This is a genomic window from Antarctobacter albus (assembly GCF_900101505.1).
GTDB lineage: Bacteria > Pseudomonadota > Alphaproteobacteria > Rhodobacterales > Rhodobacteraceae > Antarctobacter > Antarctobacter albus.
On sequence record NZ_FMZI01000002.1, the window covers coordinates 198,331 to 224,133 of the forward strand.

Below are 25,803 nucleotides of genomic sequence, written 5' to 3' on the forward strand. Positions count from 1 at the left end.
GACCGACCGACAATAGCGGCTGCGGACACGCGGCCCGACTGAAACAAAGGCCCGCCCTGCCAGGGGCGGGCTTTTTTGCTGGCCGTCGCCGAAGGCGGGTTACTCGCCCTGCCAGCCGGGGCGGGTCATGCCGATGAACGCCAGCGTCTCCGGCGCCTCGACGTTGCGCGCGATGATGTCGCGCAGCGATCCGCAGGCCCCGATCTGTTCCCAGCCGTAGCGGGTGAATGTGGGGTGTTCCATCTCCGGGTCATCGTCGAACCCGGGCGGCGGTGGAAAGACGTGTTCCGACAACAACGGGTTGGGCAGGGCCTGCGAAAAGGCATCCAGCGCGACGAAGGACAGGATGGTGCGGGGCAGGGGCGATCCGGGCACCCGGTCTTCGCAGAAGATCCCGGTGAAGAAATCGACCTCGTCGACCGAGCGGTAGGCGCGCGCCAACTGGGCGGCGACCGCGGGATCGCTGCTGATCTCGTCGAACGCCTTTGCCGGGGCCTGCCCGAGGTAGCCGCGGTAGCGGTTGTACGGGGCCAGTTCGCAGATCCGTCCCTGTCGGACCGAATCCCACTCGATGTTCAACAGGGTGTCGTTGGTATTGCGCGGGCCAAGGCGGGCGGCGGGCTGGGCGCTCATGTCCTCGAACCCGCGTTTCAGGCCGGTCTGGATCAGCGGCAGGTTGTTCATGAAATAGCTGCGGCCTACCGGGTGTTCCGTCCCGCCCCAGGTGATCGCATCGGGGATCAGCGCGTGCCAGCGATAGAGCAGGCTGAATTCCGTCGTGATCCAGTTGGCCTTGTTCCAGGGCGCGTGCCAGCAGACCGAGGGATCCGCCATGAGGTGCAGTGCGAAGGGCGCGATATGGTTGATGTAATCCTCGACCACGATCTTGATGAACTGCACGACGACCACGTTGCGCGCGGTCTCGAACACGCGGGTGTCGTCCCAGTCCGGGTGCCGGGCGCCGATCTCGTGCGCCAGGCGGTTGTGTTCGCGCAGGAAAAGCGTGTTCATCATCGACACCTGCGGCACGGAATTGACCCGGTCGCCGCCCACGGCAAACAGCGCGTCGCGAAAGGCGCGGGCGCCCGCGGCGGTGGCCGGATCGTCCGAGGCGCAGGATTTCAGCAGGTCGGTCAGGCCCAGCGGTGGGTCCAGCCCCTCGAATTCCGGCCGGATCTCACCGTCGGCAAAGAGGAACTCGGGGAACTCCTCCCCTCCGATCCTCTGAGACCGCAGCATCCCCCGATGGGCATGGTCCGGGTCGGGAACCCGCAGGAGGCGGGTCTGTTCCGGGGTGCGGCCATAGAGAGGGCAAAGGTCGATTTCATGGTTCGAGGTGTTGCGCTTGCGTCGGTCCGGGTCCGGGGTGTCGCCGCCGATGCTTTCGGGCACCGTGCGCAGGAAACCGTCGGTCAGGTACTGCGCGAAACTGGGAAAGAGGCAGGTGGATTTCGGGCACAGCACCTGTGTCCCGTCCGGGCGTTCGAAGAGCGGTTTCAGACCTGCTTCGCCCTTCCATCCCGGCAGGCTGTCCTGGTCGATTTCGCTGACGCCCAGGTGACGGCCCGCCCAGGTCCTGTCCGTCAGGCTGGACCAGGAGGTATAGGGCGCCATCGTCGAAAAGGGATGTGGACGCGGGCGCGCCTGCATCACGATCCGGTTGATCAGCAGGGCGTTCAGCTTGCGGTGCAGGAACGGCACCGCCTCGACCAGCCGCGCGACCCAGGGGCGTGTCAGCTGCGACAGGGCCAGTTCCGCGATGCGTGCCAGCAGGCCGTTGATCCGCGCCGCCAGCCATTCGGACCGTTTCATTCCGGGGTAGAAGGGCAGGAAGACGGCGGAAAAGACGATATGCGGCAGGACGTGGTGCTGCCAGATGTCCTCGAGAATGAAGATGAACCAATAGCCGACCAGGAAATTCAGCGCCGTGAAGATCCACCAGCCGATGCGCAATTCGCGCCACATCAGCACGATGCCGAACACGCCGCCCATGAAGATCGGCCCCAGCGTCCAGCGTTCCCAGTACTCCGGCACCCGGCAGAGCGCGCCAAGGATCGGGGTGCCCGGAAACAGCGAAACCCAGGGAGAGGGATAGCCAAAGAGGTTCAGCAGCCCGCGATAGAACATCATCGCCCCCACCAGCAGGCAGGTCAGCTGCAGGAAGGTGCGGCGCCAGACCGCCCAGTCGATGCGAAATCCCTTGTGCGGTGCCCCCGCCGAGGCCGTGCCCATAGCCGCGCCCCTTTCAATAAGACCTTCATTAATGACGCCAAGTGTGGCAGCTTTAAGGGGTTATGTTCAAATTTTTTCGCGCCAAAGATGTATCATGAAAAAGCTGCTGCTCATCGTCTTCTTCGTCCTTCTGGGATCCGCGCTGTTCCTGGAATACAAGCGCCTGACCATAAAACCCTGGCCCGCCACGCATTTCGAGGACGTGGTGGAGCATTTCAAATACGGATCCATAGGGGCCGAGGTCGACGGCTTTCCCTATGCCATCTGGCGCGAACTGCCCACGATCTTTGCCGGGGAACTCCCGCTGGGGTACGCCGGGTTCGGCTTTCTCGGCGAAGAGGGCAGGGATCTTCCCATCGGTGTCTCCGTGCGTCGCATCGGGGTTGACCGGGTCGGGTTCAACTGTGCCACCTGCCATGTCTCGACCTACGAAATCGACGGCGCGCGGCACCTGGTTCTGGGTGCGCCCAACAACGCGCTGGATATCCAGGCCTATATCCGGTTCCTGACCGGCGCCGCGCAGGACCCCCGGCTGACCCCCGACGCGGTGATCGAGGCGGCAGAGGCGAACGGGCGGCCGTTGGGCTGGTTTGACAGGCTGGTGCTGCGTCGCGTGGTCTTTCCCCGGCTGGCCGAGGAGGTCGCGACGCTGGAGTCCCGGCTGGCCTGGATGGACGGCCGTCCGCCGCACGGGCCGGGCCGCACGGATGCGGGCAATTTCTGGCGCGAACGCTGGGGGTTGAACCCGTCGGGCGACAGCCGTGTCGGGGTGGTCGATTTCCCCTCGGTCTGGAACCAGCGCTTGCGCACCGACGGCTGGTTTCACTGGGATGGCAACAACCGGTCCCTGGACGAGCGCAACATCTCGGCGGCGCTGGCCGGAGGCGCGGCGGACTGGCTGCTGGAACGTCGGTCGATCGAGCGGGTCTCGGACTGGCTGATGGCGTTTCCGTCGCCGGACTGGCCCTTGCCCCTGGACGCGGACCGGGTGGCGCAGGGCCGCGCGATCTACGAGCGTGAGGGCTGCGACACCTGCCACGATCCGGGCAGCCCCAGCCTGGGGCAGGTGACCTCCCTTGCGATCCTGGGCACGGATCCTCAGCGCACCGACCTGTTCGATGCGGAAATGGTGAGCTATTTCAGCGACGTGGGCGAGAAGTACTCCTGGCGGTTCCACAACTACCGGACCACTGACGGCTACGCCAACATGCCGCTGGACGGGATCTGGATGCGGGCGCCTTACCTGCACAACGGCTCCGTCCCGACGCTGGCAGACCTGTTGTCGCCGCCAGACACGCGGCCCGTCACCTTCTTTCGCGGATGTACGGTGCTGGACACGGACCGGGTCGGCTTCACCTGCGAGACCGGGTTCGAACTGGACACGACACTGACCGGCAACGGCAATGGCGGGCACCTCTGGGGCACGGATTTGCCCGACGCGGAAAAGGCGCTGCTGCTCGATTATCTCAAGTCGCTCTGATGGGGGATGAGCGCATTCCGGCGGGCGAGGCGGCAGAGATCCTGCACCTGACACGCGCAAATCTGCAGACGCTCTGGCGGCGGGATGACGTGGTGAAACGCGGACAGCATGCCAAGCATCACGCATTGTTGCAGGGCCGGTTCCGGGTGCGGCCGGACCTGCCGCCGTCGCTGGCGCAGGGCGTGTTTCAGCCGGGGGCGGACCACGCCTGCCTGGTGCGCTTTTCCAATGGCGGCCAACAGGACGACCGGGCGCGCGATGTGCGCGGCATGGCGATCAAGCTGCTGGATATACCGGGCCTGAAACTGCAGCCGGGGCAGGGACATATGTGCGAACAGGACTTCGTTCTGGTCGATCACCCGGTCTACTTCTGCAAGGACATGGGGGACTACATGCCCTTCAACCGGCATTTCCTGCCGGTGCAGGCGCTGCGCAGCAAGGGGGGCGGCCCGCTGCGGCTGTGGCGTGCCTTGCGCGGGCTGACGATGCTGGGGCTCTTTCAACGGCCCGTTCTGCGGGCGGCGCGTGGCTTTGCCGGACGGCGCGTGGGCTCGTTGCTGGCGCTGACATATCACAGCACCACGCCCTACCGGCTGGGCGACCTGGCAGTAAAATACAAGGTCCAGGGGCAAGGGGCGCCAGCCGATCCGGTGCAGTCCCCGGACGGGTTGGGCAGGCGGCTCTGGCAGGCGCTGGACGCCGAGGAGGCGCGCATGACTTTTGGCGTGGTGATGCAGGACGATCCCACCCGCCAACCGGTCGAGGATGCGCGGGTCGACTGGGAAGCTGCCGGTGCGGCCTTCGTGCCCGTGGCCGAGATCGTGTTGCCCCGGCAAGAAGACAGCGCCGACCGGAGCGCCCGGGCCGAGGCCTTGCGGTTTTCGCCCTGGATGAGCCTGCCCGCGCATCGTCCGCTGGGTGCGATCAACCGTGCGAGGCGCGAGGTCTACCGCGTCATGGCAGAGGCGCGCGGGCCACGCGCCTAGAACACGCCCGCCTCGCGCGCGGCCAGCGCCGCCTGCGTGCGATTGCTCACCTCCAGCTTGCGGTAGAGCGTCTTCATGTGCAGCTTGATCGTCGGTTCCGTCAGGCCCAGGTCGCGGGCGATCTCCTTGTTGGAAAACCCCTGTCCCAACCCCTTGAGCACGTCGAGTTCGCGCGGTGTGAGCTTTTGCGCCAAGGCTGGGCTGTCGCTGTTGTCGACCTGCGTCATGAAGTCGATCGGGGCGTATTTCTCGCCCATCGCCATGAAGCGCACGGCGTTGACCAGTGATTTCGCGGGCAGCGTCTTGGGCACAAATCCTGCCGCGCCCAGTTCCAGCGCCTGTTCCGCGATCTCGCGCGTGGCCTGGCCCGAGATCAGGGCGACGCGCTGGCCGCCTGCCATCTCCATCGCCTCGCGCAGGCTGTCCAGTCCCTGCATTCCGGGCATCTTGTAGTCCAGCAACACGAGGTCATAGGCCTCGTCTTCCCTTATGCGCGTGCAGGCCTCGGGAAAGCTGGCGGCGGTGCCGATCTCGAACCCGTCGCTGGCCCCCAGGAAGGCAACCAGCGTGTCGCGCAGCAGGTCGTGATCGTCGGCAATCAGTATTCGCATGGGCTGAGTCCTCGCAGCGTGGAGGGCCAAGATAGGGTATGCCCGTAAGTGCGAAGTTAAGCGTCGCGTCGCCGGGGCGTGGACCGAAAAGACACGGTCCGGCGCTATGGGGAAAGGGGCGGCTCAGTGGCGCGAGGGCGGGCCAAATGCCTATCCCGACGGATAGGGCGCACATCCCAAATCGCACATGCTCTGTTAAAGGGTCTGTGCCAAGATCCATTTCAAAGCCCGAGGGACCCGATTCATGATGACGTTTCCGAATTTGCATGTCGCCAGCGCCGCCCTTGCCCTGACCATCGCCCTGGCAGGCGCCGCGTCGGCCGAACATCTGCCCGAACCCCACGGCCCCGTCATCCTGACGGTCGAGGGCGCGATTGCCCGCACCAATGGCGAAGGCAGGGCCCGGCTGGATCTGCAGATGTTGCGCGACATCGGCGAAACCACCATCACGACCGACACGATCTGGACGGCCGGCACATCGGAATTCACCGGTGTCGCACTGGATGACCTGCTGGAGTACCTTGGCGCCGAAGGGGAGGAAATCGACGCCCGGGCGATCAACGATTACGCGGTCACCGTACCTGTTGCGGACGCGGTCGAGGGCGGTCCGATCCTGGCCTATGCGATGGACGGCAAGACCATGTCGCGCCGGGACAAGGGGCCGCTCTGGCTGATTTATCCCTATGCCTCGTCCAGCACCTACCGGACAGAGGTCATCTATGCCCGCAGCATCTGGCAGCTTGACCGGATGACCGTCCGGGATTGATCGGGACGGGGATGGACGCGCTGTCGGACAGGGCATGAGCAGGCGCAACCGGTTCCGGCAGGGCGGGCGCGCGATCTTTTTCGGGGTCGCGCTGGTCTGCATGGTCGCCATCGGCTTTCTGGCGGTCGAGATCGTGCGCGAATTGCGGCTGCTGAACTCCGCCAATTCCGACAACGTGCAATGGACACTGTCGCAGGCAGAGGTCGAATTCCTGGAAATGCGCCACGCGCTGGACACCGCCCGGCGCCAGTCAGAGCCCGACCTCGACCGGCTGATCGAGGAATTCGACATCTTCTACAGCCGGATTTCGACGCTGGACTCCGGCGCCTTGTACGAATCGCTGCGGGATATTCCGGAATTCGCAGACCCGATGCAGCGCATCCGGCAGACACTGGACGACCTGGTGCCGCTGATCGACGGACCCCGGGCCGACCTGGCCGCAGGTCTGCCGCGCATCGAATCCGCCCTCGCCGAAAGCCGCGCCGACCTGCGCGATCTCGCGACCTCCGGCCTGTACCATTTCGCGCGTCAGTCCGATTCACAGCGGATCTCGGTCGCCGTCACGTTGTCGCGGCTGGGCCTGCTGACGGCGGTCCTGGTCATGGTGCTGGTCTTTCTGCTGCGCCACGCACAGAACGCCTCGCGCCAGACCGAACGGCGCGGGCATGAGTTGGCCGCCGCCTATACCCGGCTGAACACCATTCTCGACACCTCGCTGGACGCGGTGCTGGTGGCCGACCTGAGGGGCGACATTCAGCAGTTCAACCCCGCAGCCGAGCGGATTTTCAAGTACGACGCGCAGCAGGTCATCGGGCGCAACATCGGTGGGTTGATCGTGCCCGACCACCTGCGCGACGCGCATGAGGCTGGCATGGCGCGGATGCGTGCCGGAGGAGAGCGGCGGGTGATCGGCCGGGGTCGCGTGCGGCTGGACGCGATGCGCAGCACCGGAGAGGTGTTCCCGGCGGAACTGGCGCTGGAGACCGCCCATACCGGCAGCGAAGAGATCATCATCGGGTTCCTGCGCGACATCTCGCACCGGGTCACGTCCGAGAACGAGCTGGTCGAGGCCCGCGACAAGGCGCTGGCCGGGGAAAAGGCCAAGGCGGATTTCCTGGCCATGATGACGCATGAGATCCGCACGCCTTTGAACGGCGTGCTGGGCAACCTGTCGCTGCTGGAGGAAACCACACTGACCCCGGTCCAGTCGCGCTATGTCCACAACATGGCCGTTTCGGGCAAGTTGTTGATGTCGCATGTGGATGCGGTCCTGGACATCGCGCGGTTCGAATCCGGCGCCACCGGCCTGCGGGCCGAGGTCGTCGATCCTGGCCGCCTGGTCCAGGACATCCTCGACAGCCAGACCAGCGCGGCCGAGGCCAATGGCAACCGCCTGCACTGGGCCTGGACGGGACCGGTTGCGGACTGGATCCGCGTCGATGCCTCACGCCTGCAGCAGGTGCTGGTGAATCTGGTCGGCAATGCGATCAAGTTCACCCGAAACGGGGATGTCCAGGTCGAGCTCGAACAGGGTGAGCCTGTCGATCCGACCGGGGGCGAGCCGGGGTTCTGGCTGGACATCCGCATCATCGACACCGGGGTCGGCATTGCCGAGGCAGATCTCGACAGGGTCTTCGAGGACTTCCAGACCAGCGGCTGCACGCAGGACCAGGGCCTGCCGGGCACCGGTCTGGGGCTGGGGATCGCGCGGCGCTTCGTTCAGGCGATGGGGGGTGAAATCGGGGCCGAAAGCACCCCGGGCGAGGGCAGTGTCTTCTGGCTGCGCCTGCCTGTACGGGCCGCGCAACCGCCGCGCAGCAAGGGTCGGGTCGGAACAGGGGCCAGCCCCGCAGGACCACGCAGCATCCTTCTGGTCGAAGACAACGAGATCAACCTGCAACTGGCGCGCGACATGCTGCGCCTGATGGGCCACGGGGTCAGCGTTGCCCGCAACGGCCAGGAGGGGGTCGCCGCCGCCGAGGTTCACCGCTTTGACCTGATCCTGATGGACATCCGGATGCCGGTGATGGATGGGCTGGCCGCGACCCGGGCGATCCGCGAAGGGCAGGGCCCAAACCGTGACGCACCCATCGTGGCACTGTCTGCCAATGTCCTGCCCCAGGCCAAGGACCGTTTTATCGCGGGCGGCATGTCGGATTTCCTGGGCAAGCCGCTGATGAAAGAGGAACTGTCGCAGGTCATTGCGCGCTTCTGTTCCGACGCGGCGCGGGAAGAGGTTCCACCGCCCGCCCTGGCGCTGGACGACCCGCTGGCGGCCCTCAAGGCGCGCTACCTCGAGGAAACCCACGCGCTCTTTGACTGGCTTGCAACGAAGCCCGAGGCCTGGACCGAGATCGCGGATCGCGCACACCGCATCGCGGGCAGCGCGGCGGCCTTCGGGCATCCCGACCTGCGCATGGCGCTGCTGTCGGTCGAAACCGCGGCAGAGGCCGAGGATGCCCAAGCCCTTGCGCTGGCGGTGGATGAGGCCCGCCAAGCCTGGGAGGCCGCGCCGGCCCCCTGCGTCGCCTGATCCGCAACGCTCGACGCGGGCGCCGTTTCGGCGCAGAAAGGCGCGACGAGAAACAGCCAAGACGGGGACAAAAGCCCATGAACATCGCCTGCTGGTCCGGACCGCGCAATCTGTCGACCGCGATGATGTATGCCTTTGGGGCCCGGGACGACTGTGGCGTCTGGGATGAACCCTTTTACGCGGCTTACCTGTCCCGTACCGGGATCGCGCATCCGATGGGGGCAGAGATCATCGCCGCCGGCATCCCCGACCCGGCAGAGGTCGCCCGGCGGTGTGCCGCCCCCGCGCCGGGCGGGCAGGCGCATTTCTATCTCAAGCTGATGACCCATCACCACCTGCAGGGCGACAGCCTCGACTGGGCCAGCGAGGCGGCGCATGTCTTCCTGATCCGTCACCCGGCCCGCGTGTTGGCCAGCTATGCCGCCAAGCGCGAGAATCCGACCCTTGCGGACATCGGCTTTGCCCAGCAATGCGCGATCTTCGACGCGGTCCGCGCCCGCGGCTGGCGCTATGCGGTGATCGACAGCCACGATATTCGGCACGCGCCGGAGGCGGCCCTTGGCACGCTCTGCGCGGCCATCGGGCTGGACTTCGATCCGGCGATGCTGGCCTGGCCCGCGGGCGGCCACGCCGATGACGGCGTCTGGGCAAGCCATTGGTACGACGCGGTGCACCGGTCCACCGGCTTTGCCGGGGCCGAAGGGCCACTGCCCGCCGTGGCCCCGGAGCTGGCGGCCGTGCATGACGCCGCCCTGCCGCATTATCAGCGAATGCAGGCCGAAACCCTGCGCACAAGCGCCTGAAAGCGGCTTGCGCGCGGGCGCCGCGGGCAATAGAAGGTGCCAAATTCGCCGACCAGACGCGCCCCGGTTTCCGGGGCGCTTGAATTCCGAGGGAAGAGACATGCAGGTCACCGAGACGCTGAACGAAGGCCTCAAGCGCGGCTACGCCATCACCGTGACGGCGTCCGAGCTGGACGAGAAAGTCACCGAAAAGCTGAAAGAAGCGCAGCCCGACATCGAGATGAAGGGTTTCCGCAAGGGCAAGGTCCCCATGCCGCTGCTGAAAAAGCAGTTCGGCCAGCGCGTGCTGGGCGAGACCATGCAGGAAGTCATCGACGGTGCGATGAACCAGCACTTCGAGGACTCGGGCGATCGCCCGGCGCTGCAGCCCGAGGTCAAGATGACCAACGAGGACTGGAAAGAAGGCGACGACATCCACGTCGAGATGACCTACGAAGCCCTGCCCGAGGTCCCCGAGTTCGACGCCTCCGGCATCGTGCTGGAGCGGCTGGTGGTCAAGGCCGACGACGCCGCCGTTGACGAGGCGCTGGAATCGCTGGCCTCCTCGGCTCAGGACTTCGAGGACAAGGACGGCGCGGCCGAGGACGGCGACCAGGTGGTCATCGACTTCGTCGGCAAGGTCGACGGCGAGGCCTTCGAAGGCGGCGCCGCCGAGGACTACCCGCTGGCGCTGGGCTCCGGCTCGTTCATTCCCGGCTTCGAAGAGCAGCTGGTCGGTGTCTCCGCCGGTGACGAGAAGGCTGTCGAGGTTAAATTCCCCGAGGAATACGGCGCCGAACACCTGGCCGGCAAGGACGCGGTCTTTGACGTGACCGTCAAGGCCGTCAAGGCGCCCAAGGCCGCCGAGATCAACGACGAGATGGCCCAGAAGTTCGGTGCCGAAGATCTCGACAGCCTGAAGAACCAGATCCGTGAGCGGCTCGAGGCCGAATACGCCGGCGCCGCGCGCCAGGTGATGAAGCGCGCCCTGCTGGACAAGCTGGACGAGCTGGTCTCCTTCGAGCTGCCGCCGACCCTGGTCGAGGCCGAGGCCGGCCAGATCGCGCACCAGCTGTGGCACGAGGAAAACCCCGACGTCCACGACCACAACCATGACAAGATCGAGCCGACCGAAGAGCACACCAAGCTGGCCGAGCGCCGCGTGCGCCTTGGCCTGCTGCTGGCCGAGCTGGGCCAGAAAGCCGAGGTCGAGGTTTCCGAAGCCGAGATGACCCAGGCGATCATGAACCAGGCCCGCCAGTACCCGGGCCAGGAGCGTGAGTTCTTCGAATACGTTCGCCAGAACCCGCAGATGCAACAGCAGCTGCGCGCGCCGATCTTCGAGGACAAGGTTGTCGACCACATCGTCGAACAGGCCCAGGTGTCCGAGAAGGAAATCACCAAGGACGAGCTGCAGAAAGCCGTCGAGGCGCTGGACGACGAGTGATCGTCAGGCCTATGTGAAGTATGGAAAAGCCGCCTCTCGGGGCGGCTTTTTTCTTGGTTGGACCTAATTTGGCGCGGCGGTGAACGCAGACCACTGTTTCCCGGACCGCGTGTTGAAGCGCGGTCAGGGGAGGTCCGTATGCGATCTCTTCCTTCGGAGACTACTGCTGCTCCTGGATCGACTGGAGGTAGTAGACGAGCGAAAGGATGCGACCGCGCGCGACCATTTCCTCGGTCTCTCCGCGCTGGCTGGTTGCAGAGGCCCGGAAACGTTCGCCCCAGATGGGCATTGCGCCGCCATGCGCCCGGACGTCGCGGCCATCGATCAGTTTCAGCGTGTTGTAGAACGGAAAATCCCCGCCGCCCGTTCGCTCGGTGATCGTGGTCAGGCTGGGCGTATGGATTTCGAGAATGCCGGCAAGGGGGCCGTCGCCCTTGCCTGACTCTCCGTGGCAGCCTGCACAAGCCGCCATGTACTCCCGCTCTCCGGCCGCGATATCAGGATCTTGCGCATGCACGGGGGCGGCGACGAGAAAAGCACAAACAGTCGCGTAAAGAACCTTCATTTTGGAACTCCTCTCCCTAGGTGAGGACTCGATCTCGTTGCCCCTCCAACTGGTCCTCACGATCCCGATCATAGCCGGAACGGTCCAAGATCCTGATTGACCTAGGTCAAACCCGCTGAACCACGGGAAAAGGGGGCCCGGAGGCGCTGGACGCCTCCGAAACCTCCCCGAGTCCTGCCATGCGGCAAGCCCACAAGATGTGTGTGGCGTCGCCCGGCCCGGGGGCGGATCAGCTGGCGAGGACGTTCCGGAACAGCCAGGGATCGCTTTCGTCGATGTCCTCGGGGAAATGCTCCCAGCGGTCCTGCAGCGGGGTCCAGTCCGTGTAATGCGCCTCGACCGGGCCGAGGTAGGGGCGCTGGACCTCCAGGCACCGCGCGTGGTCGATCTCGTCGGTTTCGACGATGCCGGCGTTCGGGTTCTCCAGCGCCCAGACCATGCCCGCCAGCACGGCAGAAGTCACCTGCAGGCCGGTGGCGTTCTGGTAAGGGGCAAGGTCGCGTGCCTCGTCGTTGGAGAGGCGCGAGCCGAACCAGAGCGCGTTTTTCTCGTGCCCAAAGAGCAGCACGCCCAGCTCGTCGATGCCCTCGACGATCTCATCCTCGGTCAGGATGTGGTGTTTCACCTGCTGCTGGCCCGATCCGAACATCTCGTGCAGCGACAGCACCGCGTCGTCGCAGGGGTGATAGGCATAGTGGCAGGTCGGACGGAACTCCGGGTGGGCGCCTTCGCCCACGGTGTAATAGTCCGAGATCGAGATTGCCTCGTTATGGGTCACCAGGAACCCGAACTGCGGCCCCGGCGTGGGGCACCAGGTGTGGACGCGGGTGATGGCGCCGGGCCGTTCCAGCCAGATCCCGGCCTGGCAGCCGCTGTCCTGGCGGTGGCCGTTTTCGGGGAACCAGGTCTCATGCGTGCCCCAGCCCAGTTCGGCCGGCTGGAACCCCTCGGCGATGAAGCCCTCGACCGACCAGGTGTTGACGAAGACATTGCGCGGGCGGGGCAGGCGGCGGGCCTGGGTGTCACGCTCGGCGATGTGGACGCCCTTGACGCCCAGAGACATCATGAGCCTGGCCCAGCCCTCGCGGTCCGTCGGCGGGGTCGCGTCGCGGCCCGTGTCCCTGGCCAGCGTCAAAAGCGCCTCCTTGACGAACCAGCTGACCATGCCGGGGTTGGCGCCACAGCAGCTGACCGCCGTGGTGCCGCCGGGGTTGCGGGCCTTTTCGTCCCGCATGGCCTGGCGCAGGGCATAGTTGGTGCGCGCGGCATTGTCCGTAGTGCCAAAATAGTAGCCCGCCCAGGGTTCGACCACGGTGTCGATGTAGGGCACGCCGATCTCGCGGCAGAATTTCATCAGGTCCAGCGAAGATGTGTCGACCGAGAGGTTGACGCAAAAGCCCTTGCCGTCCGGGAACAGCCCGCCCAGCACCTCTTGGTAGTTGTCGGGTGTCAGCGCCACCTGAAGGTGGTTCAGCTTGTGCTGGCGCAGGAAATTGGCCTGGCCGGCGTCCGGTTCGATCACGGTCAGCTTGTCGGCGTCATAGTCGAAATGGCGTTCGATCAGGGGCCAGACGCCCTTGCCGATCGAGCCGAAGCCGATGATGACGATGGGGCCGTCGATGCGGCCGTAGACGGGGTGTTCCTGGGTCACGGGGATCTCCTTGGTCGTTGCCCCATGTTTAGGCGCCCCCCGGTCCCAAGGCAAACCCGGCGGGGCGGCTTGGCACGAAAGTCTCCCCGGCCCGGGGGCAACTTTCCGCGCCAGCCGCGGTGGCCTCAGCCGATGACCCGATGGCCCCGGCCCTGCAGGCAGCGGATCACGACATTGCGCCGCTCTGCGCTCAACTCCTCTTCGGCGGCCGCGACCCCGGCCAGCGCGCCAAAGGCGGCACCCCCGACCGCGCCGCCCAGGCGGTCGTCCTCTTCGTCCAGCGCCCCGATGAGGGCGCCAGCCGCGGCACCTGTCAGGGCGCCGTCCTTGTGTGCGCCGTTGCGGTAGGCATGGGCGGCATCCTTGCACTGCGCCAGGTCGGTGTCGAACATGGCGTTGCGCGGCCCGTCCAGCGTGTAGGCGCGGTCCATCGGGGCAGTGCAGGCAGCCAGGGCCACCAGCGGCAGAATGAGCAGGGTACGATCAATTTTCATCTTCAATGTCCTCGTGTGGGCGCGACTTGGTGCGCGCGGCTCCGAGGAGATAGCCGTAGAGTGATCGCCGGAATATTGCCGGGAACGGCATGGAGATCATGCCTTTTCGCATGTTTCGGAAACGAAAAACCGCGCGGGCCTGGACCGCGCGGTTTCCTGTCACTCAGGGGAGGGCGTTCAGCCGATGGTCGCGCCGTCTTCGCGCCAGACGGCGATGACCGAGGAGCGCGGCTTGCCGGCGCCGTCGGGCCAGGACCCGCCCGGGTGCTGGATGCCGACAAAGGCGACCTTGCGGTCCTCGGACCAGCACAGGCCGGTCACTTCGGCGCCGTAGGGGGCGGTCAGGAAGCGGGCGATTTCACCCGTGTCCGTGTTGCCGACCAGCATCTGGTTGTTGCCCATGCCGGCAAAGTCACCCTCGTTGCTGTAATCGCCGTCGGTCTGGATCCAGAGCAGACCCTTGGTGTCGAAGGCCATGCCGTCGGGCGAGTTGAACATGTTGCCCGGGGTGACATTGGCGGAGCCGCCGTAGGCGTTGTCATAGACCTCGGGGTTGCCCGCCATGACATAGAGATCCCAGGCAAAGGCCTCTGCGCCGTGGTCGTCGCCTTCGGGCGTCCAGCGCACGATCTGACCGTAGTTGTTGGTCTCACGCGGGTTCGGGCCGCCGACCGGGGTTTCGTCGCCACCGGCGTTCGGCTTGATGCCGCGGTTCTTGTTGTTGGTCAGGGCGCAATAGGCCTCGGCCTTCAGCGGGTGGGCGGCGATCCATTCCGGGCGGTCCATCGTGGTGGCGCCGACCTTGGAGCCGGCGATGCGCGCGTGGACGAGGATTTCCTCGATCGGCATGCCGGTGGTTTCCGGGGTCAGTGCCAGCCATTCGCCGGTCTGGTCGTCGTTGAACTTGGCGACATACAGCGTGCCGTCCGACAGCAGGCCGTCGGTGGGCTCACCCTCGGCCCAGGTGCCGTTCGAGACGTATTTGTACATGAATTCGCCGCGCTCGTCGTCGCCCATGTAGACGACGATCCGGCCGTCGGCGGCCTGCACCATTGCCGCGTTCTCGTGCTTGAACCGGCCCAGGGCGGTGTGCTTGACCGGCGTGCTGGTCGGGTCGGCGGGGTCGATTTCCGTCACCCAGCCGTGGCGGTGGGGTTCGTTCGGCTCTTTCGACAGGTCGTAACGCGGGTCGAACTGTTCGTAGGCATAGCGGCCTTCGCCACCGATGCCGTAGCGCTTGAAACCCTCGGTCGCGTCGTACTCGCCGGTCGCACCGAAGTAGCCGTTGAAGTTTTCTTCGCAGGTCAGGTAGGTGTTCCACAGCGTGCGGCCCGAGCCACAGTTGTTCATCGTGCCCAGCGGAGTCATGCCCTCGGGGTCGGCGCTGGTCTTGACCAGGTCGGAGCCGGCGGCGGGACCATCCATGACCATCTGGGTGTCATGGTGAATGCGGCGGTTGAAGGGGCTGTCCTTGACCACGGCAAAACCGTCGCCGCTGTCGGCCACTTCCATCACGGTCACACCCTGCATGTGCTTGAGAAGCTGCACTTCCTCGGCGCTTTTCGGCATGCCTTCGCTGGCGGCGGGCAGGTTGATCTTGGGGTTCACGTATTCCGAGTTCACCGCGATGACCTGCTTGCCGTCGATGGAGAAAAGCTCCATCCCGTCGGTGTTCTCGCCAAAGACCTTGTCGGCCATGTCGGCGGGCACGCCGGTTTCCGGCGAATAAGCGCCATCGGCCTCGGACCACAGGGCATCGCCCCAGCGCACCAGCGGCTTCCACTGGTAGCCGGCGGGCACGTGGATGTCGAAATCGGTGGCGATGTCGATCGGCTCGAAATCGAAGGCGGCGGCCTGTGCGCGGGCCGAGGTGGCCGAGCTCAGGACACCGGCGCCGAAGACGGCAGCGCCCGAACCGAAGGCCAGCGCACCGCCGAGGAAACCGCGGCGCGAGATGGCGCGTTCGACAACGGCATCAAAATCGGTCTGGGCAGGGCGCGGGTCGCGCATCTCGTCGAAATCGTCCCAGGACAGATCGACAATGTCAGATTTCTTCATGGCTGGCCTCATATCAGCTTGCATACTTGGCAAAGCCGCCCGCGTGTTGCGGCGGCTTCCAACAGGCGTAGATGTGATCCGGCAACGTGAAACGGGCGTTACGGTTTTATGAAGTTTATATGTATTGGTGTGGCAAGGTGCTGATAAACATGAAAAAACCGCGCCGGATGGATCCGGCGCGGTTGATTTTTCGTCCTGCGAAAGGTCGCTGGATCAGTCGTCGTCGCCTTCGGCGGCCTCGTCCGAACGGGCGGGGGCTGCATCGCCCTCGTCGTCGTCGGATGCGGCGCTGCCGATGTCGTCGAACAGCTGGCTGACCTCGAATTCGGCCTGTGCCTCTTCCTCGGCGGCCAGGTCCTGGATCGACTTGCCCGATTCCTGCAGTTCGGCCTCTTCGGGCGAACGTGCGACGTTCAGGGTGATGACGACCATGACTTCGGGGTGCAGGTGCACCTCGACTTCGTGCAGGCCCAGTTCCTTGATCGGCTGGCGGATGATCACCTGCTTGCGGTCGATCGAGTAGCCGTTTTCGGTGGCCACGTTCGACGCGTCACGGGTGGTGACCGAGCCGTAGAGGTTGCCGCCGTCCGATGCCGAGCGAATCACGACGAACTTCTGTCCGTCCAGACGCTCGCCCAGGGCTTCGGCCTCTTTGCGGGTCTCGAGGTTGCGTGCCTCGAGTTGGGCTTTCTGCTCTTCGAACTGGGCGATGTTCTCTTTCGAGGCGGTCAGCGCCTTGCCCTGAAGCAGCAGGTAGTTGCGTGCGAAACCGGGCTTGACGTCGACGACGTCGCCCATCTGGCCCAGCTTGGCCACACGTTCGAGAAGGATGACTTGCATGATGCGGACTCCTTACTTCACGGCGTAGGGCAGCAGGGCGAGGAAGCGGGCGCGCTTGATGGCGCGGGCCAGTTCACGCTGCTTCTTGGCCGAGACGGCGGTGATGCGCGAGGGCACGATCTTGCCGCGTTCGCTGATGTAGCGCTGCAGCAGACGGGTGTCCTTGTAGTCGATCTTGGGTGCGTTGTCGCCCGAGAAGGGGCAGACCTTGCGGCGGCGGAAAAACGGTTTTGCAGCCATGAGTTATCTCCTCTTCTTCAGGTTCAGTCGCGGTTCCGGCGCTCACGGCGGCCGTCGCGCTCGTCACGTTTCTGCATCTGGATCGAGGGGCCTTCGTCGTGGCCGTCGACCTTGATGGTGAGAACGCGCATGACGTCGTCGTGCAGGCGCATCAGGCGTTCCATTTCCTGAACGGCCGTCGCGGGTGCGTCGGTCTTGAGGAAGGCGTAGTGGCCCTTGCGGTTCTTGTTGATCTTGTAGGCCATCGTCTTGACGCCCCAGTACTCGCTTTCGACGACCTTGCCGCCGTTGTCCGCGAGGACGGTGCTGAAATGTTCGACAAGGCCTTCGGCCTGCGCGTTGGACAGATCCTGACGCGAGATGAATACATGCTCGTAAAGCGGCATGTGCACTCCATTTCTATCATGGCGCATTTCATAGGGCAGGGGCCTGGTCCCTTCGCGCCCTGCCCACGAGAGACTGCGCGGGTAAACGTCGTTGCGAAGAGAGCGCTCCGTATACACGGATCGGCGCGTGGCGCAAGAGGGCGCGCGGTCCCCGGAATTCCCCCTTGGTGCCGCATTCCGGGCACAATCGCACGGTTAACCTGCCATTAACCAACAACCGGAGCGATACCCATGGCCCTGACAGACTTCAACGCCTCCCATGCGCTTGGGTCCACCTTTTCCCTGCCGCGCCTGCCCGAAGGCCTGCTGCGCCGGATAGGGGGGGCCGTACTGGCGCTGGTCGCCTACCTGATGTGGATCGCGCCGATGGGTCTGGATGCGCCGATCCTGGTGCCGTTCAAGCTGGGCCTGTCCTGCCTCATGTTGAGCGCGGCGCTTGGCATGTCGCTGCGCCTGCGCGGCGAGGACGGCTGATCCCAGCGGCTCAGTCCCGCCCCCTCAGGTGATTGCGCAACCCTCCGCGGGCTAGTAAGGCAGGCGGACGCAATTTCACGGTGAGGAGAGGGGCATGAGCCGCGCATTCATCTTTCCCGGGCAGGGGGCACAGACCATCGGCATGGGCCGCGACCTGGCCGAGGCCTATCCGGCGGCCCGCGCCGTCTTTGACGAGGTCGACGAGGCGCTTGGGGAAAAGCTCTCGGCGCTGATCTGGGACGGCGAGATCGAGACCCTGACCCTCACCCAGAACGCCCAGCCGGCGCTGATGGCCACCTCAATGGCGGCCATGCGCGCGCTCGAGGCCGAAGGCGTGGGCATCGACAAGGCGGCCTTTGTCGCCGGTCACTCGCTGGGGGAGTATTCCGCGCTGACCGCCGCCGGTGCGCTGACCGTCGCCGATGCGGCCCGCCTGCTGCGCAAGCGCGGGCAGGCCATGCAGGCCGCCGTTCCGGTGGGCGAGGGCGCGATGGCGGCTTTGCTGGGGCTGGACCTGGACGCCGTGCGCAAGGTGGCCGAAGAGGCCGCGCAGGGCGATGTCGTCGCCGCTGCCAATGACAACGATCCCGGCCAGGTGGTGATTTCCGGCCAGAAGGCTGCCGTCGAACGTGCCGTCGAGATCGCCAAAGGGGCGGGCGCCAAGCGCGCCGTCATGCTGCCCGTCTCCGCCCCGTTCCACTGCGCCCTGATGCAACCCGCCGCCGAGGAAATGGCAGCGGCACTGGCCGAGGTCACGATCCAGGCGCCCGCCGTTCCGGTGGTTTCGAACGTCGAGGCGGCGCCGGTGAACGATCCCGACCGCATCCGTGCCCTGCTGGAGGCGCAGATCTGTGGCGCGGTCCGCTGGCGCGAATCCGTCGCCCGCATGGTCGAGGACGGGGTCGAGGAGTTCTGGGAAATCGGCGCGGGCAAGGCCTTGTCAGGCATGGTGCGACGCATCCACCGCCCCGCGACGGTGCGCAACATCGGCACGCCGGCGGATGTGACCGCCGCCGTCGAGGCCGCGCAGGGCTGAGGCCCTGACAAAGGAATGACAGAGAGGAAGCAAGCATGTTCGATCTGACGGGAAAATCCGCGCTGATCACCGGGGCCTCGGGCGGCATCGGCGGGGCCATTGCCAAGGCGCTGCACGGCGCTGGCGCCAACGTGGGCCTGTCGGGCACCCGTGTAGAGCCGCTGGAGGCGCTGGCCGCCGAGCTGGGTGAGCGCGCCTTCGTGCTGCCCTGCAAGCTGGATGATGCCGAGGCCGTCGCCGCGCTGCCGAAACAGGCCGCCGAGGCGATGGGCAGCGTCGACATCCTGGTGAACAACGCCGGGATCACCCGTGACAACCTGTTCATGCGCATGTCGGATGACGAATGGCAAAGCGTGCTGGACGTGAACCTGACGGCGACCTTCAAGCTCTGCAAAGGTGTGCTGCGCGGCATGATGAAGTCGCGCTGGGGCCGGATCGTGAACATTTCCTCCGTCGTGGGGGCCACCGGCAACCCCGGGCAGGGCAACTATGCCGCCGCCAAGGCGGGCATGGTGGGCATGTCCAAGTCGCTGGCCTACGAGGTCGCCAGCCGCGGCATCACCGTGAATGCCGTCGCCCCCGGTTTCATCGAGACCGCGATGACCGACAAGCTGACCGATGACCAGAAAAGCGCCATCCTGACCCAGATTCCCACCGGCCGCATGGGCACGCCCGAAGAGATCGCCGCCGGCGTGCTCTACCTGGCCAGCCCCGAGGCGGCTTACGTCACGGGAACCACGTTGCACGTCAACGGCGGCATGGCCATGTTGTAGGCGCCAGAGCCTGTTGCACTGCGGCGTGGGAAAGCGTTTGCCATCCCCGTCGCCTGTGCTATAGGCCGCGCAGATTTCCGGACGGTTGCGTGCCATCGTACGCAGCCGGCCCACCCGGGATGCCGGGGGATCGAGCCGCCCGTCAGGGCAAAAAGACGCCACGCCACGGGCAGGGCAGAATGGGCGACATGCCCGACAGACTTGTGAGGAAGAGACATGAGCGACATCGCAGATCGCGTGAAGAAGATTGTGGTCGAGCACCTGAGCGTCGAAGAAGAGAAAGTGACGGAATCGGCTTCCTTCATCGACGATCTGGGCGCCGACAGCCTGGACACCGTGGAACTGGTGATGGCCTTCGAAGAAGAGTTCGGCATCGAGATCCCCGACGACGCGGCCGAAACCATCCAGACCTTCGGCGACGCGGTCAAGTTCATCTCGGACGCGCAGTAAGCCGCTCTTTTCACCTGTTCGGGTGAGGATGGAACGGCGTGCCTTCGGGGCGCGCCGTTTTTTCTGTTCCCGGTTTCCGTTCCCGTCACGACAGGGGCCGCCCCGTGCTCTTCATCACGATCTGGCCGCTCTTTGCCCTGATCTGCCTGGGCTATGTCCTGGCCCGCAAGGGGTTTCCGGACGCGGGTTTCTGGCCCGCGGCGGAACGGATCAACTATTTCCTGCTGTTCCCGGCGCTGCTGGTCTCCAGCCTCGTCGATGCGCCGCTGGGCGATCCGCAGATCCTGCGGCTGGGAGCGGCGGCGCTGGTGGTGATCCTGCTGGCAGCGGTTGGGCTTGCGCTGGCCCGGAGGCTCTTTCCGGCGCCGGCGGCCCGGTTCGGTCCCGCGTTGCAGGGGACGGTCCGGTTCAATACCTATCTCGGGCTGGCCGTCACGGCGAGCCTTGCCGGTGACGTCGGTATCGAGAGGGCGGCGGTCTACCTGGCGATCTGCGTGCCCGTGGTCAACGTGCTTTCGATCATGGCGCTGAGCGAACGCGAGGTGCTGGGCCGTCCCGGCGCCCTGGTCCGGACGATGCTGAAGAACCCGTTGATTCTGGCCTGTCTTGCCGGGATCACGCTGGCGCTGCTGGGCCTGGGTCTTCCCTATGGTCTCGGCACGTTCATGGAGCTACTGGCGCGGGGCAGCCTGCCGCTGGGCCTGCTCTGCGTCGGCGCCGCGCTGCAGCCCCGTGCCCTGGGGCGGGACGGGCTGGTGGTGGGCGGAAACGCCGCGCTGCGCCTTCTTGGGATGCCGATGCTGGCGGCTGGCGTGGCGCTGGTCTTTGGCCTGGACGGCGTCGAGGCGCTGGTCCTGGTGGTCTTTTCCGCCATCCCCACGGCGCCCACGGCCTATGTGCTGACGCGGCAATTGGGCGGGGACGGAACGCTGATGGCGGGTCTGGTCACGGCGCAGACGCTGGCCGCCATCGTCACGATTCCGCTGGTCCTGCTGGTGCTGGGCTACGGCTGAGCGCTCAGCCCTTCTGCGCCTTTTCCACCGCCTTTGCCGCGTCCCAGAGCGCATCCATTTCTTGCAGGTCGCTGTCCTCGGGCCGGCGCCCCTGTTCTGCCAGGGCGGCCTCGATGGCGCCGAACCGGCGGGTGAACTTGGCATTCGCGGCCCGCAAGGCCGCCTCGGGGTCGATCCCCATGTGCCGCCCGAGGTTGGCCATGACGAACAGCAGATCGCCGAATTCCTCGAAGCGATGCGCCGCGTCCTCGGCCTGCCGCAACTCGTCCATCTCTTCGGCGACCTTGTCCATGACCTCGTCCGTGGTGGGCCAGTCGAACCCCACGCGCGCCGCCCGTTTCTGCAGTTTGACCGCGCGCAACAGCGCCGGCAGACCCAGCGCCACACCGTCCAGAACGCCGCTTTCGGCCTTGGCGGCGCGCTCGGCGGCCTTGATCGTCTCCCAGTCGCGGGTCTGCTGGTCGGCGCTCTTGTCCCGGCTCTCGTCACCAAAGACATGCGGATGCCGCGCCACCATCTTTTCCGACATGCCGTCGGCCACCTCGTCGAAGGTGAAGAGCCCGGCCTCATCGGCCATTTGCGCATGAAAGACCGACTGGAAAAGCAGGTCTCCCAGCTCTCCCTTCAGCTCGTCCCAGGATTCGCGCTCGATCGCGTCCGAAACCTCGTAGGCCTCTTCGATCGTGTAGGGCGCGATTGTGGCGAAGGTCTGCTCCAGGTCCCAGGGACAGCCCGTTTCGGGATCGCGCAGCCGCCGCATGATTTCCAGCAGGCGGGGCATCCCGCCCCTCGGGTCATGGATCAGGTCGTCGCTCATTGCATCCGCTCCGGCTTTGGCCTCTATGTCCCCGACATGCGGGAACACGACAGGGGAGTCCAGTCATGGCGGTGGTGAACAGGATCGCAGGATTTGCCGAGGAAATGACCGGGTGGCGGCGCCATCTGCACATGTTTCCCGAGCTGTGCCTGCAATGCCACGAGACGGCGCGCTTTGTCGTCGCCCGGCTGCGTGACATGGGCATCACCGAGATCCACGAGGGCATTGCGACAAGCGGCGTTGTGGCGGTCATCGAAGGGCAGGGACCGGGACCCGTGACCGGCCTGCGCGCAGACATGGACGCCCTGCCCATGCAGGAAGAGACCGGCGCCCAATGGGCCAGCACCGTGCCGGGCCGGATGCATGCCTGCGGCCATGACGGTCATACGGCCATGTTGCTTGGCGCCGCGAAATACCTGTCTGAAACGCGCCGCTTCGCTGGCCGTGTCGTGCTGATCTTTCAACCGGCCGAGGAAAGCGTTGGCGGCGGGCGGATCATGGTCGAGGAAGGGATCATGGACCGGTTCGGCGTCGAGGAGGTCTACGCCCTGCACACCGACCCCTTTGGTGAGCTGGGAGAGTTCCGGACCTGTCCCGGGCCGATCATGGGATCGGTGGATGATTTCACCCTGCGCATTCGCGGGCAGGGCGGCCACGCCGCCTATCCCCAGACCTGCCGTGACCCGATGCCCGCCGCGCTGGCCATCGGCCAGGCGCTGCAGACCGTGGTTTCGCGCAACACCGATCCGCTGGGGTCGCTTGTGGTCTCGCTGACCATGGTCCATGGCGGCACAGCCTCCAACATCATCCCCGAGGAGGTCACGCTGGGCGGCACCGTCCGAAGCCTCACCCCGCAGGTGCGCGACATGGCCGAAGACCGCATTCGCCGGATCGCGACCCGCGTCGCCGAGGGCTACGATGTCGAGGCGCTGCTGGACTACCGGCGCAGCTACCCGCCGACCATCAACCACGATGAGCAGACACGCTTTGCGGTGGATATCGCGCGCGAGGTCTCTTCGCGCGTCGTCGACGACCTGCCGCCGGAAATGGGGGCAGAGGATTTCTCCTACATGCTCGAGGCGCGGCCGGGCGCCTTTCTCTTCCTCGGACAGGGGATCGGCCCGTCTGCGCATCATCCGGCCTTCGACTTCAACGATGCGGTGGCCCCCATCGGCGCCAGTTTCTTTGCCCGGCTGATCGAGAAACGCCACGCCCTCGGGTAAGCGGTCCGCCATTTTGGGGTATTTTGACCAAGAAGAAGGGGGGCGCGCGCCAATGGTTTCTTCTTGGTCGAAATACCCCGAGGCAACCTCGGCAAGGCGCGTTTCCCTTCGGCCCCTTTTCAATACCGCGCCAAGCAGGCAGTCTGATGCCCAAAGGAGACCCGCCCATGCCCATCGTCAATTCCATCGCCGCGCTCGAACCCGAGATGACCGCCTGGCGGCGTCACCTGCATCAGCACCCGGAACTGGGACTGGACTGTTACAAGACCGCGGAATTCGTGGTGGACAAGCTCAAGGGCTTCGGCATCACCGAGATCCATACCGGTATCGCGCGCACCGGCGTTGTCGCCATCATCGAAGGGCAGGGGCCGGGGCGCACGATCGGGCTGCGCGCCGACATGGATGCCCTGCCGATGGAGGATCTCTCGGGGACGGACCATGCCTCGACGGTGCCGGGCATGGCCCATACCTGTGGCCATGACGGGCATACGACCATGCTGCTGGGCGCGGCGAAATACTTGGCCGAGACGCGCAATTTCTCGGGCAAGGTGGCGCTGATCTTCCAGCCCGCCGAGGAAAACGAGGGCGGCGGGCGCATCATGGTCGAAGAGGGCATGATGGACCGGTTCGGCATCGACGAGGTCTATGGCATCCACAACATGCCCGGAGGAGCGGTGGGGCATATGCACACCAACCGCGGCGCGCTGCTGGCGGGGGTGGACGAGTTCACGATCAAGATCACCGGGCAGGGCGGGCATGGTGCCATGCCCTTCCAGACCCGCGACCCCGTGGTCTGTGCCGCCTCGATGGTTCAGGCGCTGCAGACCATCGTCAGCCGGAACGTCGACGCGCTGGACCGGCTGGTGGTCAGCGTCACCCAGATCCACACCGGCAGCGCCATGAACATCGTGCCGGAAACCGCCCTGCTGAACGGTACCGTCCGCTATTTCGACAAGGACGTGCAGGCGGTGGTCAAGACCCGCATGGGTGAGATCGCCGAGTTCCAGGCCAGGAGCTTCGGCATGAGCGCCGAACTGGACTACGTCGAAGGCTATCCACCGACGATCAACCACCCGGAGCAGGCGGAATTCGCGGCAGGGGTCGCGCGCGAGGTCGTCGGCGCCGAGGCCGTCGACCTGGACTCGCCGCCGATCATGCCGGGCGAGGATTTCTCCTACATGCTGGAGGCCCGGCCCGGGGCCTATCTCTTCCTGGGCCAGGGAGACACGCCGGTCTGCCACCACCCACAGTACGATTTCAACGACCAGATAGCGCCGGTGGGGGCCAGCTTTTTCGCCCGCCTCGTGGAAAAGGCCTTGCCGCTGGGCTGACCCTGCGTGTTTCCTTGGGCCAAAATACCTCCGGGGTGAGTGCGCGCCTGGCGCACAGAGGGGGCTGCGTCCCCTTTCCCCGCCATCAACAGGATCAATCGTATGAGCCTTGAAGACGCCAAGCGCCAGATCGACCACGCCTTTACCCGCGAGGACCTCAAGGGACCGTCCTTCGAGAACGTCTTTGCCGGCGCGCCCTCTTTCCTGCGCCGCAAATATACCAAGGACCTGGCGGGTGTGGACATCGCCGTGACGGGCCTGCCCTTCGACCAGGCGGTGACCAACCGGCCCGGGACGCGGCTGGGGCCGCGCGCGATCCGCGAAGCCTCGCTGCTGCAGCCCTGCGATGCGCCCTACGGCTGGGGCTATGACGTGTTGTCCGAGTTCGCCATCGCGGACTACGGCGACATGGCTTTCGACTATGCCATGCCCTCGGAGGTGCCGGCGAAGATCGCGCAACATGTGGGCGGCATCCTGGACGCGGGGGCGGCCTGTGTCGTGCTGGGCGGCGATCACTCGGTCACGCATGGTTGCCTGCGCGCCCATGCCGAGAAACACGGGCCGCTGAGCGTGATCCAGTTCGATGCCCATACGGACACCTGGGCCGACGACGATGCCACGCGGGTCGATCACGGGACCTTCATGTACAAGGCCGCGAAAGAGGGGGTCGTGGTGCCGGAACGCTCGGTCCAGATCGGCATTCGGACGGACAATCCGGATACCCTGGGCTTCAACATCCTGGACGCGCGGCAGGTGCACCGGGACGGGCCCGAGCGGATCGCCGAGCGGGTACACGAGATCGTGGGCGCCCAGCCCTGTTACATCACCTTCGACATCGACGCCCTGGACCCGGCCTTTGCGCCGGGCACCGGCACGCCGGTCTGGGGAGGGCTCAGCAGCCACCAGGCCGCGGTGATCCTGCGCCACCTGGCGGGCATCGACATGAAAGGCGGCGACGTGGTCGAGGTCTCTCCGCCCTTCGATACCACCGGGGCAACGGCGGTGGCGGCGGCGCATGTCGGCATGGAGCTGCTGTGTCTCTGGGGTTGGACGCGGCGGGCACGGTGACGTGACGGGTTGTTGCGAAACCTTGGCTTTCAGAATCGGGTGGGGGCGTGGCATGCCCCCTGCCAGGGGTTAATCCGGAGATAGAGACAGCAGGTGCGCTTGGTATTCCTCATTCTTTTGCTTGTGATCCTGGGCGGGCTGGCCTGGATCCGCCTGGCTCCTTCGGACCCGGCGGTCTGGCACGTCGATCCCAAGGTGACGGCCGACCAGGACCTGGCCGCGGGGGTGCGCCGGCGCATCGCTGCGGGCGACGACGGTTTTGCCCGTCTGCACGCGATCATCCTTGAAACCCCCCGGACAGAGGTCCTGGCGGGCAGTGTCGCGGAGGGGCAGGTCACCTATATCACGCGCTCCTTGTGGATGGGGTTCCCGGATTACACCACCGTGCGCCAGAACGGCGACGTGCTCGAGCTTTGGGCGCGGGCGCGGTTCGGGCAGTCGGACCTGGGCGTGAACCGGGCGCGGGTGGATGACTGGCTGGGCCGGTTGTAGGCCCGAGTCCGCACGGTTTTCGGCGCAGGTCTGACGGCGCTTGTCCCGGCGGCGC

25 protein-coding genes are annotated in these 25,803 nt (G+C 65.9%); 15 read left to right on the plus strand and 10 right to left on the minus strand.

What is annotated here, in order from left to right; all coding sequences use genetic code 11:
* Positions 1-99 precede the first annotated feature (99 nt).
* Positions 100-2,232, minus strand: coding sequence for a peroxidase family protein (locus tag BLQ71_RS04065; protein WP_229754811.1), 2,133 nt, complete (start codon positions 2,230-2,232; stop codon positions 100-102).
* A gap of 94 nt (positions 2,233-2,326) precedes the next feature.
* On the opposite strand from BLQ71_RS04065, the gene BLQ71_RS26300 reads away from it, so the two are divergent.
* Together BLQ71_RS26300 and BLQ71_RS04075 are read left to right on the plus strand one after the other, a co-directional pair.
* Positions 2,327-3,712, plus strand: a complete 1,386-nt coding sequence (locus BLQ71_RS26300; protein ID WP_074620805.1) for a c-type cytochrome — start codon at positions 2,327-2,329, stop codon at positions 3,710-3,712.
* The gene (locus tag BLQ71_RS04075) at positions 3,712-4,698 is read left to right on the plus strand and encodes a catalase (protein WP_074620806.1); all 987 of its coding nucleotides are present in this window, start codon (positions 3,712-3,714) and stop codon (positions 4,696-4,698) included. Before BLQ71_RS26300 ends, BLQ71_RS04075 begins: the two co-directional genes overlap by 1 nt.
* Here the strand turns inward: BLQ71_RS04075 and BLQ71_RS04080 are convergent.
* Positions 4,695-5,309, minus strand: a complete 615-nt coding sequence (locus BLQ71_RS04080; protein WP_043143415.1) for a response regulator transcription factor — start codon at positions 5,307-5,309, stop codon at positions 4,695-4,697. The genes BLQ71_RS04075 and BLQ71_RS04080 overlap by 4 nt on opposite strands.
* Before the next feature lie 244 nt (positions 5,310-5,553).
* Here BLQ71_RS04080 and BLQ71_RS04085 point away from each other — a divergent pair, with 244 nt between their 5' ends.
* The 4 genes from BLQ71_RS04085 to tig all read left to right on the plus strand — a co-directional run bounded on the left by BLQ71_RS04085 (position 5,554) and on the right by tig (position 10,837).
* The gene (locus tag BLQ71_RS04085) at positions 5,554-6,075 is read left to right on the plus strand and encodes a putative pterin-binding protein (RefSeq protein WP_308421219.1); all 522 of its coding nucleotides are present in this window, start codon (positions 5,554-5,556) and stop codon (positions 6,073-6,075) included.
* A gap of 34 nt (positions 6,076-6,109) precedes the next feature.
* A complete protein-coding gene (locus BLQ71_RS04090; protein ID WP_229754810.1) occupies positions 6,110-8,608 on the plus strand; it encodes an ATP-binding protein in 2,499 nt (832 codons plus the stop codon).
* A gap of 77 nt (positions 8,609-8,685) precedes the next feature.
* On the plus strand, positions 8,686-9,411 hold the full coding sequence (locus tag BLQ71_RS04095) for a sulfotransferase-like domain-containing protein (protein WP_074620807.1): 726 nt from the start codon (positions 8,686-8,688) through the stop codon (positions 9,409-9,411).
* Positions 9,412-9,511: 100 nt separating this feature from the next.
* Positions 9,512-10,837 carry a trigger factor gene (gene tig / locus BLQ71_RS04100; protein WP_069208816.1) on the plus strand — a complete coding sequence of 442 codons (1,326 nt, stop codon included), beginning with the start codon at positions 9,512-9,514 and terminating at the stop codon, positions 10,835-10,837.
* Between the two features lie 160 nt (positions 10,838-10,997).
* On the opposite strand, the gene BLQ71_RS04105 is transcribed toward tig, so the two are convergent.
* The 7 genes from BLQ71_RS04105 to rpsF form a co-directional block, all read right to left on the minus strand.
* Complete coding sequence (locus BLQ71_RS04105) at positions 10,998-11,402, minus strand: c-type cytochrome (RefSeq protein WP_074620808.1); 405 nt, start codon at positions 11,400-11,402, stop codon at positions 10,998-11,000.
* A 229-nt stretch (positions 11,403-11,631) separates the two neighbouring features.
* Entirely contained in the window at positions 11,632-13,053 is a 1,422-nt protein-coding gene (locus BLQ71_RS04110) for a homospermidine synthase (protein WP_074620809.1), read from the minus strand.
* A gap of 125 nt (positions 13,054-13,178) precedes the next feature.
* A complete protein-coding gene (locus tag BLQ71_RS04115) occupies positions 13,179-13,547 on the minus strand; it encodes a glycine zipper domain-containing protein (RefSeq protein ID WP_043143423.1) in 369 nt (122 codons plus the stop codon).
* Positions 13,548-13,724: 177 nt separating this feature from the next.
* The gene (locus tag BLQ71_RS04120; RefSeq protein ID WP_074620810.1) at positions 13,725-15,605 is read right to left on the minus strand and encodes a PhoX family protein; all 1,881 of its coding nucleotides are present in this window, start codon (positions 15,603-15,605) and stop codon (positions 13,725-13,727) included.
* 213 nt (positions 15,606-15,818) lie between these two features.
* A complete protein-coding gene (rplI, locus tag BLQ71_RS04125; RefSeq protein ID WP_074620811.1) occupies positions 15,819-16,445 on the minus strand; it encodes a 50S ribosomal protein L9 in 627 nt (208 codons plus the stop codon).
* 12 nt (positions 16,446-16,457) lie between these two features.
* Entirely contained in the window at positions 16,458-16,685 is a 228-nt protein-coding gene (rpsR, locus tag BLQ71_RS04130) for a 30S ribosomal protein S18 (RefSeq protein ID WP_005982441.1), read from the minus strand.
* Between the two features lie 23 nt (positions 16,686-16,708).
* Complete coding sequence (rpsF, locus tag BLQ71_RS04135) at positions 16,709-17,071, minus strand: 30S ribosomal protein S6 (protein ID WP_043143433.1); 363 nt, start codon at positions 17,069-17,071, stop codon at positions 16,709-16,711.
* A 231-nt stretch (positions 17,072-17,302) separates the two neighbouring features.
* Between rpsF and BLQ71_RS04140 the strand changes: the two genes are divergently transcribed.
* The 5 genes from BLQ71_RS04140 to BLQ71_RS04160 all read left to right on the plus strand — a co-directional run bounded on the left by BLQ71_RS04140 (position 17,303) and on the right by BLQ71_RS04160 (position 20,817).
* A complete protein-coding gene (locus BLQ71_RS04140; protein ID WP_074620812.1) occupies positions 17,303-17,545 on the plus strand; it encodes a hypothetical protein in 243 nt (80 codons plus the stop codon).
* Between the two features lie 94 nt (positions 17,546-17,639).
* Entirely contained in the window at positions 17,640-18,581 is a 942-nt protein-coding gene (fabD, locus tag BLQ71_RS04145; RefSeq protein ID WP_074620813.1) for an ACP S-malonyltransferase, read from the plus strand.
* Positions 18,582-18,616: 35 nt separating this feature from the next.
* Positions 18,617-19,354, plus strand: a complete 738-nt coding sequence (gene fabG / locus BLQ71_RS04150) for a 3-oxoacyl-[acyl-carrier-protein] reductase (RefSeq protein ID WP_043143436.1) — start codon at positions 18,617-18,619, stop codon at positions 19,352-19,354.
* Positions 19,355-19,570: 216 nt separating this feature from the next.
* Positions 19,571-19,804, plus strand: coding sequence for an acyl carrier protein (locus BLQ71_RS04155; RefSeq protein WP_043143437.1), 234 nt, complete (start codon positions 19,571-19,573; stop codon positions 19,802-19,804).
* 104 nt (positions 19,805-19,908) lie between these two features.
* Positions 19,909-20,817 (plus strand): AEC family transporter, encoded by a 909-nt coding sequence (locus BLQ71_RS04160; protein ID WP_074620814.1) that lies wholly within the window; start codon positions 19,909-19,911, stop codon positions 20,815-20,817.
* Positions 20,818-20,821: 4 nt separating this feature from the next.
* Here BLQ71_RS04160 and mazG read toward each other — a convergent pair whose 3' ends face one another.
* Entirely contained in the window at positions 20,822-21,634 is an 813-nt protein-coding gene (gene mazG / locus BLQ71_RS04165) for a nucleoside triphosphate pyrophosphohydrolase (protein WP_074620815.1), read from the minus strand.
* Between the two features lie 65 nt (positions 21,635-21,699).
* On the opposite strand from mazG, the gene BLQ71_RS04170 reads away from it, so the two are divergent.
* The 4 genes from BLQ71_RS04170 (at position 21,700) to BLQ71_RS04185 (ending at position 25,748) form a co-directional block, all read left to right on the plus strand.
* Positions 21,700-22,857 (plus strand): M20 aminoacylase family protein, encoded by a 1,158-nt coding sequence (locus tag BLQ71_RS04170; RefSeq protein ID WP_074620816.1) that lies wholly within the window; start codon positions 21,700-21,702, stop codon positions 22,855-22,857.
* A 167-nt stretch (positions 22,858-23,024) separates the two neighbouring features.
* A complete protein-coding gene (locus BLQ71_RS04175; RefSeq protein ID WP_074620817.1) occupies positions 23,025-24,188 on the plus strand; it encodes a M20 aminoacylase family protein in 1,164 nt (387 codons plus the stop codon).
* A gap of 102 nt (positions 24,189-24,290) precedes the next feature.
* Positions 24,291-25,256, plus strand: a complete 966-nt coding sequence (gene speB / locus BLQ71_RS04180; protein ID WP_074620818.1) for an agmatinase — start codon at positions 24,291-24,293, stop codon at positions 25,254-25,256.
* Positions 25,257-25,349: 93 nt separating this feature from the next.
* A complete protein-coding gene (locus tag BLQ71_RS04185; protein ID WP_074620819.1) occupies positions 25,350-25,748 on the plus strand; it encodes a DUF1499 domain-containing protein in 399 nt (132 codons plus the stop codon).
* The last annotated feature ends 55 nt before the right edge of the window (positions 25,749-25,803 follow it).

What these genes read in the sequence shown, in the direction of transcription:
- BLQ71_RS04065 (WP_229754811.1), bottom strand. Translation starts at nt 2,232, where the DNA reads ATGGGCACGGCCTCGGCGGGGGCACCGCACAAGGGATTTCGCATCGAC.
- BLQ71_RS26300 (WP_074620805.1), top strand. Translation starts at nt 2,327, where the DNA reads ATGAAAAAGCTGCTGCTCATCGTCTTCTTCGTCCTTCTGGGATCCGCG.
- BLQ71_RS04075 (WP_074620806.1), top strand. Translation starts at nt 3,712, where the DNA reads ATGGGGGATGAGCGCATTCCGGCGGGCGAGGCGGCAGAGATCCTGCAC.
- BLQ71_RS04080 (WP_043143415.1), bottom strand. Translation starts at nt 5,309, where the DNA reads ATGCGAATACTGATTGCCGACGATCACGACCTGCTGCGCGACACGCTG.
- BLQ71_RS04085 (WP_308421219.1), top strand. Translation starts at nt 5,554, where the DNA reads ATGATGACGTTTCCGAATTTGCATGTCGCCAGCGCCGCCCTTGCCCTG.
- BLQ71_RS04090 (WP_229754810.1), top strand. Translation starts at nt 6,110, where the DNA reads ATGAGCAGGCGCAACCGGTTCCGGCAGGGCGGGCGCGCGATCTTTTTC.
- BLQ71_RS04095 (WP_074620807.1), top strand. Translation starts at nt 8,686, where the DNA reads ATGAACATCGCCTGCTGGTCCGGACCGCGCAATCTGTCGACCGCGATG.
- tig (WP_069208816.1), top strand. Translation starts at nt 9,512, where the DNA reads ATGCAGGTCACCGAGACGCTGAACGAAGGCCTCAAGCGCGGCTACGCC.
- BLQ71_RS04105 (WP_074620808.1), bottom strand. Translation starts at nt 11,402, where the DNA reads ATGAAGGTTCTTTACGCGACTGTTTGTGCTTTTCTCGTCGCCGCCCCC.
- BLQ71_RS04115 (WP_043143423.1), bottom strand. Translation starts at nt 13,547, where the DNA reads ATGAAAATTGATCGTACCCTGCTCATTCTGCCGCTGGTGGCCCTGGCT.
- BLQ71_RS04120 (WP_074620810.1), bottom strand. Translation starts at nt 15,605, where the DNA reads ATGAAGAAATCTGACATTGTCGATCTGTCCTGGGACGATTTCGACGAG.
- rplI (WP_074620811.1), bottom strand. Translation starts at nt 16,445, where the DNA reads ATGCAAGTCATCCTTCTCGAACGTGTGGCCAAGCTGGGCCAGATGGGC.
- rpsR (WP_005982441.1), bottom strand. Translation starts at nt 16,685, where the DNA reads ATGGCTGCAAAACCGTTTTTCCGCCGCCGCAAGGTCTGCCCCTTCTCG.
- rpsF (WP_043143433.1), bottom strand. Translation starts at nt 17,071, where the DNA reads ATGCCGCTTTACGAGCATGTATTCATCTCGCGTCAGGATCTGTCCAAC.
- BLQ71_RS04140 (WP_074620812.1), top strand. Translation starts at nt 17,303, where the DNA reads ATGGCCCTGACAGACTTCAACGCCTCCCATGCGCTTGGGTCCACCTTT.
- fabD (WP_074620813.1), top strand. Translation starts at nt 17,640, where the DNA reads ATGAGCCGCGCATTCATCTTTCCCGGGCAGGGGGCACAGACCATCGGC.
- fabG (WP_043143436.1), top strand. Translation starts at nt 18,617, where the DNA reads ATGTTCGATCTGACGGGAAAATCCGCGCTGATCACCGGGGCCTCGGGC.
- BLQ71_RS04155 (WP_043143437.1), top strand. Translation starts at nt 19,571, where the DNA reads ATGAGCGACATCGCAGATCGCGTGAAGAAGATTGTGGTCGAGCACCTG.
- mazG (WP_074620815.1), bottom strand. Translation starts at nt 21,634, where the DNA reads ATGAGCGACGACCTGATCCATGACCCGAGGGGCGGGATGCCCCGCCTG.
- BLQ71_RS04170 (WP_074620816.1), top strand. Translation starts at nt 21,700, where the DNA reads ATGGCGGTGGTGAACAGGATCGCAGGATTTGCCGAGGAAATGACCGGG.
- BLQ71_RS04175 (WP_074620817.1), top strand. Translation starts at nt 23,025, where the DNA reads ATGCCCATCGTCAATTCCATCGCCGCGCTCGAACCCGAGATGACCGCC.
- speB (WP_074620818.1), top strand. Translation starts at nt 24,291, where the DNA reads ATGAGCCTTGAAGACGCCAAGCGCCAGATCGACCACGCCTTTACCCGC.